Source organism: Mycolicibacterium setense (assembly GCF_000805385.1).
GTDB lineage: Bacteria > Actinomycetota > Actinomycetes > Mycobacteriales > Mycobacteriaceae > Mycobacterium > Mycobacterium setense.
In genome coordinates this window covers 847,109-860,669 of record NZ_JTJW01000010.1, presented here as the reverse complement: position 1 = coordinate 860,669, position 13,561 = coordinate 847,109, and the positions used below count along the sequence as shown (strand labels likewise).

Sequence of the window (13,561 nt, the reverse complement as noted above, 5' to 3'; positions counted from 1 at the left end):
GCCGTTCGGCTAGAACGCCGTCAGGTACTGGTCGACCTCCCACGGCGTCACGGTGCCGTGGTAGGCGAAGAACTCCTCGCGTTTGACGTTGGCGAAGTAGGAGGCGACGCCGTCGCCCGCGACGTCGAGCACACCGGTGACGATCGGGTCGATCTCCAGTGATTCGACCGCGTGCAGCAGCGTCGGTGGCAGTGCCGCCGGTCCCTGAGCGCCCACCGCTCCCGGATCGAGGCTGCGTTTGACGCCGTCGAGGCCGGCACCCAGCGCCGCGGCGATCGCCAGATACGGATTGGCCGAGCCGTCGCCGCCGCGCAACTCGATGCGCTGACTGTCGGGCACCCGGATGTAATGGGTGCGGTCGTTGCCGCCGTAGCTGGGCTTGCGTGGGGCCCACGACGCTCCGGACGCGGTTGAGATGGCGCCGGTTCGCTTGTAGGAGTTGACAGTCGGGGCCACGACCGACTGCAGCGCACAGGCGTGGTCCAGGATGCCGCCGATGAACGCGTATGCCGTCTCGGACAGGCCGAGGCCGTGTTGGTCTGGTTCATCGGATCCTGCCGGGAACACGGGGTTTCCGCCGCTGGTCAGTGACAGGTGGAGGTGCAGGCCACTGCCGGTGCGGTCGGAGAACGGCTTGGGCATGAAGGTCGCCACCATGTCGCGCTCGGCGGCGATCATCGACAACAGGTAGCGCAGCGTGATCACCCGGTCGGCGGTCGTCAGAGCGTCGGAGAACTCGAAGTTCTGCTCGAATTGGCCGTTGCCGTCCTCGTGGTCGTTGGCGTAGTTGGACCAGCCGAGGGTGTTCATCGCGGTGGAGATCGCGGTCAGGTGGTCGTACATGCGGGTGACGCCGCGGGCGTCGTAACACGGTTGCGCGGCGGTGTCGGCCGCGTCGGCGGTGCTCAGAACTCCATCGGCGGTGCGCCGCAACAGAAAATACTCGACCTCGGCACCCACCCAGGGTTCGTATCCGGCGTCGGCGGCGCGCTGGATCAGTCCCTTGAGGATCACTCGCGGCGCATACGGCCACGGTGAGCCCTGGACATGGGGGTCGCAGTGCACCAGGGCCAGACCCTCTTTGATGAACGGTATCGGGGTGAACGACGCCGGATCGGGGATCGCGATCAGGTCGGGGTCCTTGGGTTCCTGGCCCATGGCGCCGACGGCGTAACCGGCAAAGCCGACGCCATCTGTGGCGAGAAGTTCGACCGATTCAACGGGAACCAGTTTGGCGCAGGGCTTTCCACGCAGGTCTACGAACAGGGCGAGGATGAACTTGGTGCCGGATTGTTCGGCGAGGGTGGCGAGATCGGAGGGCATAGCACCAGCACTTTCGTCTCTTGTTGAGAATCACAGTATCACAGTAGGAAACATCGGCAAGTCGAGGAAACCCCGGTCACCGGCTGCCGTGAGAGCGGCCCACGGCAGCCGGGCCGGGGAATCGGACTGACTGTCAGGCGAATTCGAGCTCGTAGGCCGAATCCCGGTGGAACGCGGTGTCGATTCCCTTCTCTTCTTCCTCGGGAGAGATCCGGATGCCCATGGTCTTCTTGATCACGTAGGCAATGGCGAAGGCGACGGCGAACGAGTAGCAGGCCACCGCGCCTGCGGCGACGGCCTGCCGCCACAACTGATCCACCCCGCCGCCGTAGAACAGGCCGTTGACGGCGTTGGGCATACCCTCGCTGGCGAAGAACCCGACCAGCAGCGTGCCCACGACACCACCGACCAGGTGGACACCCACCACGTCGAGAGAGTCGTCATAGCCGAGCTTCTCCTTGACACCGACCGCGTACACGCAGACCGCGCCGGCGATGCCGCCGACGAAAATTGCGCCGATCGGGGTGACCGCACCGCACGCGGGGGTGATGGCGACCAGGCCGGCGATCGCGCCGGAAGCGGCGCCGACGCCGGTGACGTGGCCGGTCCTGAACTTCTCCACGGCCAGCCAAGCCAGCACGGCCGCGCAGGTGGCGACGAAGGTGGTCACCATGACGATGGCTGCGGAATTGCCTGCGGCCAGGGCGGATCCACCGTTGAAGGCATACCAGCCGGCCCACAGCATGCCGGCGCCCAGCAAGGTCAGCGGAACGTTGTGCGGCTTGCGCAGCTGACCGAACATCGCCGACTTACCGAGGACGATGGCCACCGCCAGGGCCGCGGCTCCGGCGTTGATGTGTACTGCGGTGCCGCCGGCGAAGTCGATGGCGTGAAGTTTGTTCGCGATCCAGCCGCCGACCGAATTCTCGGTGACGACACCGTCGAACGCGAACACCCAGTGTGCGACGGGGAAGTACACCAGCACGGCCCAGACGGCGGCGAAGATCATCCAGGCGCCGAACTTCATCCGGTCGGCGACCGCGCCGGAGATCAGTGCCACCGTGATGGCCGCGAACAGGGCCTGGAAGATGGAGAACAAGCTGACCGGCAGCCCGGCCACGGTCGTCATGGGCTCCATGAGGTCTTTCATTCCGGCGAACTCGGTGAAGCTGCCGACGAACCCGCCGTAGGACGTGCCGAAGACCATCGAGAATCCGACGAGCACCCACAGCACCCCGACCAGGGCGACTGCGCCGAACGTCATCATCATCATGTTGGTCGAACTCTTGACCGAGACCATGCCGCCGTAGAACAGGGCAAGGCCGGGAATCATCAGCGTTAAGCCGATGATGCAACACAGCATGAACGCCGTGGTTCCTGTATCCATCAACATCTCCTGGGGGTGGCGGCCCGGACGGGCCGATCACCGGCAGTAGATGATGTTTCTGTTACGTAGACCGACGTGCCGTGTTGCGGTGTCGTTAACGTCGTCACGCCGACGGTGAGGACCTCGTAACCGGAGTGTTATTCGCTGAAACGCCAGAGAAATCCGTATACCGCACCGTATACAGCCATGGATACAGCGCCATCCGCCCTCGGCGAGGAATACGAAAACGAACCCGTCCCACTGTCCGCCCGCAAGTCGCTGTTCGCGGTCTCGGCAGTCTGGGTGGGTTTCCCGATGATCATGACCTCGGCGGTGTTCGCCGGCATCGTCGTCTACAACCTCGGTTTCACGACAGGCATGGCGGCGATCCTCGTCGGCGACCTCATCCTCATGGCGTATGTGGGCACGCTGAGCTATCTGGCCGGGCGTTCCGGCAAGAACTTCGCCCTCACGGCGGCGGACACCTTCGGCACCAAGGGCTTTCGCATTGTGTCGGCGTTCCTTTCGGTGTTGGTGATCGGTTGGTTCGCGTTCCAGACCGGCATGGTGGGCTCGACGCTCAATCTGTCCATGGGGTGGAGCGCCCCGTGGATCACCCTGTTGGCCGGGGTGTTGTTCGTGGCGCTCACGTTCGTCGGGATTCGGGCGATCTCATGGATCGGGGTGGTCGCCTCGGCGCTGTTCATCCCGCTGGGTGTGGTCGCGGTGGTGTTGGCCGCCGCCGACGGCGGCATCGGCTCGGCACTGGCCTACGACGGCGGTGCCGGGGCGGGCGCGTTCAGCTTCGGAGTCGCGGTGACGATGGTGTTCGCGTGCTTCGCCGATTCCGGCACCATGACAGCCGATTTCACCCGGTGGGCCCGTAACGGCAAAGAGGGTGCGTTGGCGGCGTTCGCCGCCTTCCCGGTCGCCTACCTGATCGCCCAGCTTGTCGGAGCGCTCGTCGTGGCGTTGGGGGCAGCGGCCGCTGCGGGCACCGCGGGCGGGGATTTCCTGCACGTGCTCGTCAGTGCCGGGGGCATCCTGGTGCCGCTGGCCATCATCTTCGTGTTCGTCAACCTCGGCAGCGTATGTGCGCACTGCCTCTACAACGGCGCCGTCGGGTTCGGCAACATCACCGGAAAGACCATGCGCCAGTTGACGATCGTGCTGGGTGTGGTGGGCACCATCGCCGCCGTCGCGGGCATCTGGTCGTACTTCGCGACCTGGCTCAACATCCTCGGCGTCCTCGTCCCGCCCATCGGTGTCGTGCTCATTCTCGACCAGCTGGTGTTCGCTCACCGTCGGGCCACCGCGGCCCTGGCTTGGAAGCCGTTCGCGGCGTGGGCGATCGGTGCGGGAGGCGCGCTGCTGACGCACTACTACGCGCCGCAGCTATCCGATGCCGTGGTGGCGATGGTGGTCGGCGGGCTGGCCTTCACCGCGCTGGCGTACCTGCCGGTGCGCACCGCGGAACCCGTGTTGGTGGGTGAAACAGCATGAGCCAAGCGAGAAGCGAAGCGGGATCGCGCACCAGCCCCGTGACGATCACGGCCAACCCCTACGTCTGGCCGTATGACGGAGATATCCCCGCCGGACGCACAGCGTTGATCAACATCGACTGGCAGGTCGACTTCTGCGGTGAAGGCGGATACGTCGACACCATGGGTTACGACCTGTCCCTGGTCCGTACGCCGCTCGGTCCCGCGCAGCAAGTCCTCGCGGCTGCCCGCGCGGCCGGACTGTTCATCGTCCACACCCGCGAAGGCCACCGCCCCGACCTGTCCGATCTTCCCGCCAACAAACGCTGGCGTTCGGCCCAGATCGGAGCCGAGATCGGCTCGGCCGGTCCATGTGGGCGAATCCTCACCCGGGGTGAGCCGGGTTGGGAACTGGTCCCCGAGATGGCACCTCTGCCAGGCGAACCCGTCATCGACAAGCCCGGCAAGGGGAGCTTCTACGCCACCGATCTGGACCTGGTGCTGCGCACCCGCGGCATCACCCACCTCATCTTCACCGGCATCACCACCGACGTGTGCGTGCACACCACGATGCGGGACGCCAACGACCGTGGTTATGAATGCCTCGTCGTCTCCGATGCGACCGGTGCCACCGACTACGCCAACCATGTTGCGGCACTGAACATGATCACCATGCAAGGTGGGGTTTTCGGGGCACACGCGACCAGCTCCGACGTGGTGGCCGCGCTGAAAGGACTGCAGTGACGCCCGTGCGGGCCGAGGAGCCGGTCTCCCTTCGTGACCGCGTCTACCTCGATCTCGGCAAGTTGCTCATGGCCGGCGATATCGACCATCGCACCCGGCTGGTGGAGTCACAACTGTGCGAGACGCTCAACGTCAGCCGCACCCCGCTGCGTGAGGCATTGGTCCGGCTGCACGCGGACGGCATGCTCGAACGCAGGCCTGACGGGTACTACCCGGTGGCGTTGGACATCCCGGGCGTCCGCGACCTCTACGAGCTGCGGATCACCATCGAACTGCGCGGCATCACCCGCATCCTGGAAACCGAAGAGCTGCAGTACGACAAGGACCGGCTCGCGGCGTTGCGCGCCGAGTGGCTGGAATTGAAAGCCAGCCCGCCTCCGCCAGATGGTGTCATGGTGCTGCGCGACGAGGCTTTTCACGTCGAACTGTGCGCGGCATCCGGCAACCGGGCGATGGTCGCCACGCTCGACAACGTCAACCGGCGCATCCGGCTGATCCGGATGTACGACTTCGTCACCGAGGAGCGGGTGAGCGCCACCGTCGACGAACACCTCGAGATCGTCGACCTGCTGCTGGACGATCAACTCGACGCCGGGCGCACCGCCCTGCACGAGCATGTCGGAGCGAGCTTCGAGGTGGTCGAGCGGCGCGCGTTACGGGCGCTGAGTGCCCGCGCCCTCGGCCGGTCGGTGAGTTCGCTGGAGGCGCTGTGGAGGTAGCGGAGCGCTACTTGCCGTCCGCGCCGGGCAGGGTCCGCTCCCGCACGCCGGGGGTGTGGAGCGTGCTGGCGAGCCAGGGTAGGGCTGCCTCGAACGCCGTGCCGGCAGACTCGAAGCTGTGCACGCCCTTGTAGCCCACCACTGAGCATTCGATGTTGTAGCCGCTGAGCAGGGCGCACAATTTGTTGGCGTTGGCCGCATGCTCCTCGGAGAACGTGTCCCAGTCGGCGATCGCCCCCTCGGGCGGTGGAGTGGTGCCTGCGTCGCGATGAACGGTCGGTGTGTCCTCGGCAACGCCGAGCCATGCCGCCATGTCGTCGTACGGCCCGTGGCGGGTGATGATCGTCTTGGGATCGAATGCCTCCCAGGCCGCCTGGTCACCACCGAACAGTCGCGCGACGGTTTGGTCCTTGGTGCCGGCATTGGGGCCGAGGGTTCCGTCGAGCCACACGATGGCGCTGAACATCTCCGGGTTGCGTACCGCGGTGGTCAAGGAGCAGGTCGCGCCCGACGACCACCCCGCCAGACCCCAGTTTTCCGCCTTCGGGCTCACCCCGAAGCGCGAAATCATATACGGCACCACATCTTTGGTCAGGTGAGCGGCGGCGTTTCCGCGCACCCCGTCGACGCATTCGGTGTCGTTGTTGAATTTTCCCGAGGTATCGGGGAATACGACGATCGGGGCGTTGCCGTGATGCAATGCGGCGAAGTTGTCCAGCGTCTCAAGCGCGTCGGTCGACTGCAGCCAGTCGTTGGGATGGTTGAACTCGCCGCCCATCATGATCACGGCGGGCAACTGCGGTGGCGGATTGCTGGCGAACCAGGACGGAGGGAGATAGACAGTCTCGGTCCGGTGCGCGAAACCTGACCCGTCGGCGGGGATGTTCACCCGCACAACGGTGCCCCGGGTTGGTATCTCGCCGGATTGTTGCAGTGCGGCGAGCTGGGCTTCATCGATCCACTGTTCCGGTTCGCTTTGGGTAACCCGGAGCCAGAAGGCACGAACGGTGGGGAAGTAGCCGGTCGCCGTGTTGAGTGCGGCGAATCCGCATACGACCACCAGCACCACGGACAGCACCGACACCAGCCGGCGCCACCATGCGGTTCCGGGCCAGCCCGCGATCAGTACCGTCGCGGCGAAGCCGAAGAGGACCGTCCAGAACACCGTGCCGAAAGAGATGGCCTCGGCGGACCAGCCTTGGTCCCGTACGAACAGTCGCCCTGCCGCGGCCAGGCCCACGCCGACGAGCACGGCGGCGAGCAGCCAGCGCCGCATCCACTCGCGCGATCGTCCCCGTCCGATGGCCACCGCGATCGCAATCAGGGCGAGCAGTTGGAGCGTTATCGGGATCAGTCCGTTGGTCAGGGACAGGTTCATTTGGTTCGGCCCTCACAATCGTTTGGGACTGGCCTCGAAACAAATCGGCCTACAAGAGGCGCGTAACGACGCCGCCCCAATATCGGCCGATAATCCGAATTGGGTGAGGACGGTGTGTTCATCGGTTTCACGAATCTTCACCTTCGGGGTCGCAACCGGCGGAAACCGCTGCTGGCGTCGGACTATACCGGCGAACGGGTCGGCGAGGGAGCCGGTTGCAATCACATTGCAACTGTTGCGAACTCGGCCCGGTGTCTCAAAGTCGTTGTTCGACCAACAGCTTGGCGCAATAATCACGAGACACACGTGCAGATGGGACGAACCCGTGGAACTGGTGACAGCGACCTGCGAGTGCTGCCATGAATGAGCGTCTGACGACGTCATCACAGGTAAAGCGCGACTCCGCCGCTGGTTCGGCCGCGGCGAAAGCTCAAGCTCACCGATGGAAGTCGGCCTATCGGCGGCGCGTCCTGGTTGTCGATGCCCTGGTTCTCGCGGTGGTCGTTGTCTTCGCGGAGTGGATCGGGACCTCGCTGGCGCACCGTCATTTCGCCAGCTTCACCACCGCGACGGCGTTTTCGGTCGGCATATATATCGGATGGCTCATCGCGCTCGGGTACGTACATTCGCGCGATCTCACGCTGGTGGGGCAGGAAGCCGAGGAATACCGACTTGTCGCAATTGCGACTGCTTGGACGTTCGCGCTTGCCGCGGCCGCCGAGGTTTTCCTCGACATGCCGATTTCGCGTATCCAGTTCGGTGTCACATTCGGACTCGGATTCATCGGTCTTTTCCTCGCCCGGCATCTGCTGCGCGCGGACGTGCGTCGACGCCGCAAGCGGGGAAAATATGTCTCCCGCGTCGTCGCACTGGGTGATATCGGCGCGGTGCGCACGTTGGACGAATACTTCAAGCGTTCGCCGAGTGCCGGGTACAAGGTGGTGGGCCTCTGCATTCCGGACAGTGGTGACAAGATCGGCCAGAACGTCGACCTGCCCACAGGGGCCGTTCCCATCCTCGGGTTCGCTGACGACAGCGAGATCGAGGCCGCCGTGCAGTCCGCCGGTGCAGACGCCCTGGCGGCGGTCTATTCCGAGAATATGGGGCCTGAGAAGGTCAAGTATCTGGCGTGGCGCATGCAGGCGATCAACACCGAACTGATGGTGGTCCCTGGTTTGACGGAGGTGGCGACCCACCGGCTGCAGCTGCGGCCGCTGGAGAATCTGCCGCTGTTCGTGATCGACGCACCTACCCACGACCGGGTGTCGATGATCACCAAACGAATCCTGGATCTGGTGCTCGGCACGATCGGAATGATCATCGCGCTTCCGGTGATCGTGCTCGCCGGTCTGGCGATCAAGCTCGACGACCGGGGCCCGGTCTTCTACCGGCAACAACGAGTGGGCATGGATGGCGAGCCATTCAAGATCATCAAGTTACGCAGCATGTACGTCGACACCGACAAGACAGCGCAACCAGAGAGCCACAAGCACGGCAGCATCTTCCACAAACGAACCTCCGATTCCTGCGTGACCAGGGTCGGGAAATTCCTTCGGGCCACGAGCATCGACGAGTTGCCTCAGTTGTTCAATGTCCTTGGCGGGTCGATGAGCATCGTCGGGCCACGGCCGCTGGCCCTCGGAGAGGCGGGGTCCGATGCCGCGTTCATCGAACACCGCGAACACGTCAAACCCGGCATGACAGGGTTGTGGCAGGTGTCAGGACGGTCGGACCTCGAAGACAAGGACCGTATCCGGCTCGATGTGTCCTACGCCGGTAACTGGTCCGTGGTCGGGGATCTGGTCATCATCTGGCGCACCGTCGGCGCCGTCCTGAAACGCAAAGGCGCGTACTGACGTACGCGAGCTACCAGCCCATCGCGGTGCGAACCGCTGCCGGCCACGACGCCGGATCCAGGCCGTGAGTCCGTAGCAGCCCCAAGGCAATTCTCTCCATACCGAATCCCACGCAGGCGCTATGCGCAACGCCGCCATCGGCCGTGCGCAGGGCGAACGCCTCGCCGAAGTGTTCCCGGTGGCAATTGGCTGAAACCAGGGCGGTGCCCTCGTGCAGGTCACCGTAAAGCCGTACCAGTAGTTCGGTTTTCAGACCCTCGTCACGCTGGTTGGCGGCCAGCATTTTGCCGACCCGGCCGAAGAATGGGTCGTTGGCCGCCTCGGGCCGGGCGTCAAGGCCGAGCTCGGTCAGTACCGCCATGCCGTGGTCTACCCAGCTGTCACGGTGCGTCTGCGCCTGATCGGGTGTACCGACCAGCACGTACTCGTGCATCCGGAAGGCCTGCATCCGCGCCGGGTCGACGGCCGGCTCGTGCCGGAAGCAGTATCCGTAGATGTCCATCACCACACCGCCGTCGGGCAGGTCGGACGGCAGCGTCGCATAACTGGGATGGCAGGCCGCCGTGACCAGCATGGTCCCAGAAGGACTCAGATGTCCGTCCCACGCCAACCCGGCATCTCGATCCCTCAACAGTGCGCGATGCTCGGCGTTCCCGCCGGTGAACGTCGAGATGGCGCCGGTCAGATCCGGGAAAGATGCGATGTAGTCGGTCTTCTCGAATTGCTCGCGCGGATAGACCGGCGGGAATCGCAGCACCTTGGCCCGATCGCCGTGGACCTCGGAGCCCTTGGCCCGCACCGCGTGATCGATACCGTCGACGACACTCTCGAAAACCGCTCCGCGGCCGTACAGCCCGTCGATACCCATCGGGACCAGCAAACCGGCGGCGACAAGTTCATCGCGGAACCGCAGGCGGGCCGCCTCGAGTTGTGTATCCAGGTCCTGGGTTTCGGTCATCCGCCAACCCTATCGACAGTCGTTCGGGGCCTGTGTTGATTTGAATCGGTCACTTATCCACGACAGAGTCGCGGCCGAGTCGGACCTGGGTTGCGGCTGCCGTTGGATGGTGATGGTGTCGCCCATCTTGCAGGCCGCTGCGAGTGCACGGTCGGTCCAGGCGGCCGGGCTGAGCGGCTCGTCACCGCTGTAAGCGACCAGCATCGGGGCCTGTGCCGGCCCCTGTGGCAGGTTTGTCTTCTGGATGAATCCCCGCAATGTGTTCAACGCGTCCGCGTCAGCGGGCCGCAGATCTCCAGCCGGAATCTGTGCCGCTATCTGCTGAGGGGTGGGAGCGGGCTGACAGCCGAGCAGGGCGTTCCACTGTTGGGTCGCCGCACCGCGACGGTAGCTGTCGAGGTTGACGATTTCGGGATACTCGGCGTGAAGTGCATTCACGAAGCGGGCAAATGCAACCTTCTGATCGTCGTTCAACGTGCTGTTCTGTGCGGCTTCGGCAAGTCCGTTGAGGTCGGATATCGGTGAAACGCTCACCGAACCCACAAAATTGCCCTCGAAGTTGTTGTAATCGACGGCAAGTTCGTTGGCGGCCCACGCAGCCTGGCCACCTTCACCGATGCCCATCGCCAACCACGACGTCGACGTTTTCGGTTCGGCGATGTGTGCCGCGTGCGCCGCGTCGATCATGTTGTACCCGCCGGTCGTGGCGTCCAGATACGGATGGTAGGTGTCGTCATAGTTGGTGTCGGCCGTCGGCTTGCCGAGACCCTGAAAGTCCGGAACCGCTACGACGTAACCGGCCTTCAGCAGCGCGACCACGGTCGGTGCCAGGTCGAGCAGGCTCGGTGAGAGGGATGGTGCACAGTCCGCGGTCGTGCCTGTGATCCGCCCACCCACCACCACGATTGGGAATCCGCCCTCGGGCGCGTTGCTCTTTGGTGTGAAAACCGTTGTATTGAAATGGGTTTCACCGTCGTAAATGCCCGATCGGGAAATGTGGGTGATTACGTTCATGGAAGCGGAGGCGTCACTGACGGAGTCGACAACGTTCGTCAGTGAGGCGGAGCTGAGGTGGTGGGGGTCGGCTGTGTTCCCGGAATCGGCCTTCTCGGTCTCGGAGTGCGATCCGCAACCAGCGAGTGCCAGCATAGCTGCGGTGATCAGTGTCAGACCGCGACGCATCGTCAGCTCCCCTCGGATCGTGTGCGGTTTGAGCCTAGTCAGGCGGGCGGCGTGCTTCGCCGAATTCGTCTTGGGAAATGACCGGCGCATCGCCTTCAGTCGCGCCTTATGCTTGCGATCATGCGGGAAGAAATTCAGAAGGCTTTGGCTGATCACGGAAGAATGGCGGTCGATCCGACCGGCATCGACGCCGATGCCGACCTCTATGAACTCGGGCTCACCTCGCATGCCTCGGTCAACGTCATGCTTGCCCTTGAAGACGAGTTCGATATCGAGTTCCCCGACGAGGCGCTGAAGAAGTCCACTTTTGCATCGATCAACAACATCGAAGCGGCCGTGAACAGCCTTATCAAGTAGCACGCATGAACCCGCCGGACTTCGCGTTGCCCGGGCACCGTATCCGCGTCGGGTGCGATGTGGTGGCGCTCGAGGAGATCGAGAATTCACTGGCCTCGTTCGGAGAGCGTTTCCTGGCCAAGATCTACACCGCTGACGAGGTGGCGACCTGCGCTGGGCCGAATCGACTTCCGCGACTGGCTGCCCGTTTCGCCGCCAAAGAGGCCACGATGAAAGCATTCGCACGTCCCGATGCCGCGTTTCTCCCGCTCGAAATCGAGGTGGTCGCTGTGGATCATCTGCCGACATTGCGGCTCGCCGGTTCGGCCGCGCAGTTGGCGGCCGAGCAGCAGTGGCAGGAGATCTCGCTGTCGATCACCCACGCGGAATGCCACGCGGCCGCTGTGGTGGTCGCTGTTTGCGCTGACTAGCAGTGACACCGCGACGGTTTAGCTAGAGTTTGGTGTCGTTGAGGGGTGACGGTATGGACGCAGGAATGACGGCAGGAACGGGCGTGCAGGGCGTGCCGACGTGGTTCGGGCCTGAGGAAACGCGATTGTTCGGCGTCGTCCACGTCCCGGACGGCGGGGTTGCGCGGGCTGGTGTGGTCATCTGTCCGCCGCTCGGTCGTCAGCACCTGGATACCTACCGCGGGTTGAAAATGCTGGCGCAACGTTTGTGCGCCAGTGGATTTGCCACGCTGCGCTTCGATTACCCGGGTACCGGGGACTCGACGGGCGACCAATGCCGGGACAGTGCCGTGGATGACTATCTGGAGAGCATACGGACCGCAGTGGACTATCTGCGTGCGTCCGGCGCGCAGAGTGTGGCGCTCGTGGGCCTGCGGGCCGGTGCGCTGCTGGCGGCGACAGCGGCCTCCTCGATCGAGGACCTCGGGGGCCTGATCCTGTGGGACCCGGCCGCCGATGGCCGTCGCTACCTGCGCGAACAGCAGGCGCTTTACCAGATGACGGTCGGCGGGGAGAAAGGCGACGAACTGCCGACAGAACCCGACGAGGTGCCACTGCTCGGCATCAGCCTCTCGGCAACCGCTGCCGCGGCGCTTCGCGCGCTGAAGATGCCGGCAACCGTTGGCTCGACTCCTGTGCTCGTGTTGAGCCGACCGGAAAACACCGGTGACCGACGGCTCGCCGACCTGATAGAAGCGGGTGACTGCACAGTCCAGGAAATCGCAGGACAGCCCGAGTTCATCGAACCACCCAGCATTGTGGTCAAGATTCCGATCGATACCCTGGCGGTGATCGAGAAATGGCTCGATGCGAATTTGTCGTCGGAGACGGCCGCTTTCCAGCCGGTGTTTGCCGATCTTGCGGTCGTCGGTGTGCTGCCTGATGGCCGAACGGTCACCGAATCGATCACCGAACTCGGTCCCAACCGGCTGTTTGCCATCCGGACCGCGATTGCCGGCACTGTTGAGTGCGGCCCGACGGTGTTGTTCCACAACACCGCGTGTGAACATCGGGTCGGTTCAGGACGAATCTGGCCGGACACAGCCCGCGAACTGGCCGCCCTGGGCGTGAGCGTGGTCCGCTACGACCGTCGTGGGGTCGGAGACACCGGTGTCGCGACCGAGGACTTCCCGTGGATGCATTCTCCGGTGGCGAAAGCCGATGTGAGTGACGCGATTGATGCCCTGGGCGTGCCGGCGGAGCGCCTGGTCATGACCGGAATCTGCTCGGGTGCTTGGAATTCCGCGTACGGGGGTCTGGAGCGCGGAGCGAAATTGGTCGTCCTGGTGAACATCCTGCTCTATTCGTTGCGGCGTTCCGACGGCGGGTCTGAGCGGATCGCGCAGGTGACCGACGCCGTTGCCGGCGATGAGGACACTGGCGATGAGGGCACTGAGGAGCGGCGGGTATGGGGCCTGGTCAAGCAGGGGCTGCGAAATTGGCTGCCGTATCAAGGCTGGTTGCTACTGGGTTGGCTCGGTTACACGCAGGCGCCCGAGGTGCTGCTCAAGGCGCTTGGCAAGAGTGGCGTGCCCGCTGAGCTCGTGCTGTCACCGATGGACTTCGATTGGTATGTAGGACATCGTGGCCCGATCGGAGCCAAGCGGCTGGCGCGTCGCGGTTGGGAGCCGAAGCTGATGCGGGCACCCGCGGGTGACCACGCAGTGCTACATCGCGGTTTGCAGAACTTCATCCGTCGGTATCTGCTGGACGCCGCGCGTCGAGAGTTTGCCGACCAGCTGTGAAGG

The 13,561-nt window shown here is 64.4% G+C and carries 12 protein-coding genes; 7 read left to right on the top strand and 5 right to left on the bottom strand.

Translation table 11 applies throughout. The features are described from left to right. Positions 1-9: 9 nt before the first annotated feature. Together glnT and QQ25_RS29190 are read right to left on the bottom strand one after the other, a co-directional pair. On the bottom strand, positions 10-1,323 hold the full coding sequence (gene glnT / locus QQ25_RS29195; RefSeq protein ID WP_039382544.1) for a type III glutamate--ammonia ligase: 1,314 nt from the start codon (positions 1,321-1,323) through the stop codon (positions 10-12). Between the two features lie 133 nt (positions 1,324-1,456). Then, on the bottom strand, positions 1,457-2,710 hold the full coding sequence (locus tag QQ25_RS29190) for an ammonium transporter (RefSeq protein ID WP_039382815.1): 1,254 nt from the start codon (positions 2,708-2,710) through the stop codon (positions 1,457-1,459). A gap of 186 nt (positions 2,711-2,896) precedes the next feature. On the opposite strand from QQ25_RS29190, the gene QQ25_RS29185 reads away from it, so the two are divergent. Genes QQ25_RS29185 through QQ25_RS29175 form a run of 3 tightly spaced genes read left to right on the top strand, consistent with a single transcriptional unit; the run spans position 2,897 to position 5,633 of the window. After that, positions 2,897-4,192, top strand: coding sequence for a cytosine permease (locus tag QQ25_RS29185; protein WP_039325983.1), 1,296 nt, complete (start codon positions 2,897-2,899; stop codon positions 4,190-4,192). Further along, positions 4,189-4,914 carry a biuret amidohydrolase gene (gene biuH / locus QQ25_RS29180; RefSeq protein ID WP_052236142.1) on the top strand — a complete coding sequence of 242 codons (726 nt, stop codon included), beginning with the start codon at positions 4,189-4,191 and terminating at the stop codon, positions 4,912-4,914. Before QQ25_RS29185 ends, biuH begins: the two co-directional genes overlap by 4 nt. Continuing rightward, positions 4,911-5,633, top strand: a complete 723-nt coding sequence (locus tag QQ25_RS29175) for a GntR family transcriptional regulator (RefSeq protein WP_039382539.1) — start codon at positions 4,911-4,913, stop codon at positions 5,631-5,633. Before biuH ends, QQ25_RS29175 begins: the two co-directional genes overlap by 4 nt. Positions 5,634-5,640: 7 nt before the next feature. Here the strand turns inward: QQ25_RS29175 and QQ25_RS29170 are convergent, their stop codons facing one another. After that, entirely contained in the window at positions 5,641-7,011 is a 1,371-nt protein-coding gene (locus tag QQ25_RS29170) for an alpha/beta hydrolase (RefSeq protein WP_039382536.1), read from the bottom strand. Between the two features lie 359 nt (positions 7,012-7,370). Here QQ25_RS29170 and QQ25_RS29165 point away from each other — a divergent pair, with 359 nt between their 5' ends. Continuing rightward, the gene (locus QQ25_RS29165; RefSeq protein ID WP_052236141.1) at positions 7,371-8,867 is read left to right on the top strand and encodes a sugar transferase; all 1,497 of its coding nucleotides are present in this window, start codon (positions 7,371-7,373) and stop codon (positions 8,865-8,867) included. A 10-nt stretch (positions 8,868-8,877) separates the two neighbouring features. Here QQ25_RS29165 and QQ25_RS29160 read toward each other — a convergent pair whose 3' ends face one another. Next, positions 8,878-9,825: an amino acid--[acyl-carrier-protein] ligase gene (locus QQ25_RS29160; RefSeq protein WP_039382533.1), complete on the bottom strand. Its 948-nt coding sequence runs from the start codon at positions 9,823-9,825 to the stop codon at positions 8,878-8,880. Between the two features lie 9 nt (positions 9,826-9,834). Continuing rightward, positions 9,835-10,839 (bottom strand): lipase family protein, encoded by a 1,005-nt coding sequence (locus QQ25_RS31035; protein ID WP_234711999.1) that lies wholly within the window; start codon positions 10,837-10,839, stop codon positions 9,835-9,837. A gap of 330 nt (positions 10,840-11,169) precedes the next feature. Here QQ25_RS31035 and QQ25_RS29150 point away from each other — a divergent pair, with 330 nt between their 5' ends. The 3 genes from QQ25_RS29150 to QQ25_RS29140 all read left to right on the top strand — a co-directional run bounded on the left by QQ25_RS29150 (position 11,170) and on the right by QQ25_RS29140 (position 13,558). Next, the gene (locus QQ25_RS29150) at positions 11,170-11,364 is read left to right on the top strand and encodes an acyl carrier protein (RefSeq protein WP_276014763.1); all 195 of its coding nucleotides are present in this window, start codon (positions 11,170-11,172) and stop codon (positions 11,362-11,364) included. Between the two features lie 5 nt (positions 11,365-11,369). After that, entirely contained in the window at positions 11,370-11,774 is a 405-nt protein-coding gene (locus tag QQ25_RS29145; protein WP_039382531.1) for a holo-ACP synthase, read from the top strand. A 65-nt stretch (positions 11,775-11,839) separates the two neighbouring features. Beyond that, the gene (locus QQ25_RS29140) at positions 11,840-13,558 is read left to right on the top strand and encodes an alpha/beta hydrolase (RefSeq protein WP_039382529.1); all 1,719 of its coding nucleotides are present in this window, start codon (positions 11,840-11,842) and stop codon (positions 13,556-13,558) included. Positions 13,559-13,561: the final 3 nt, after the last annotated feature.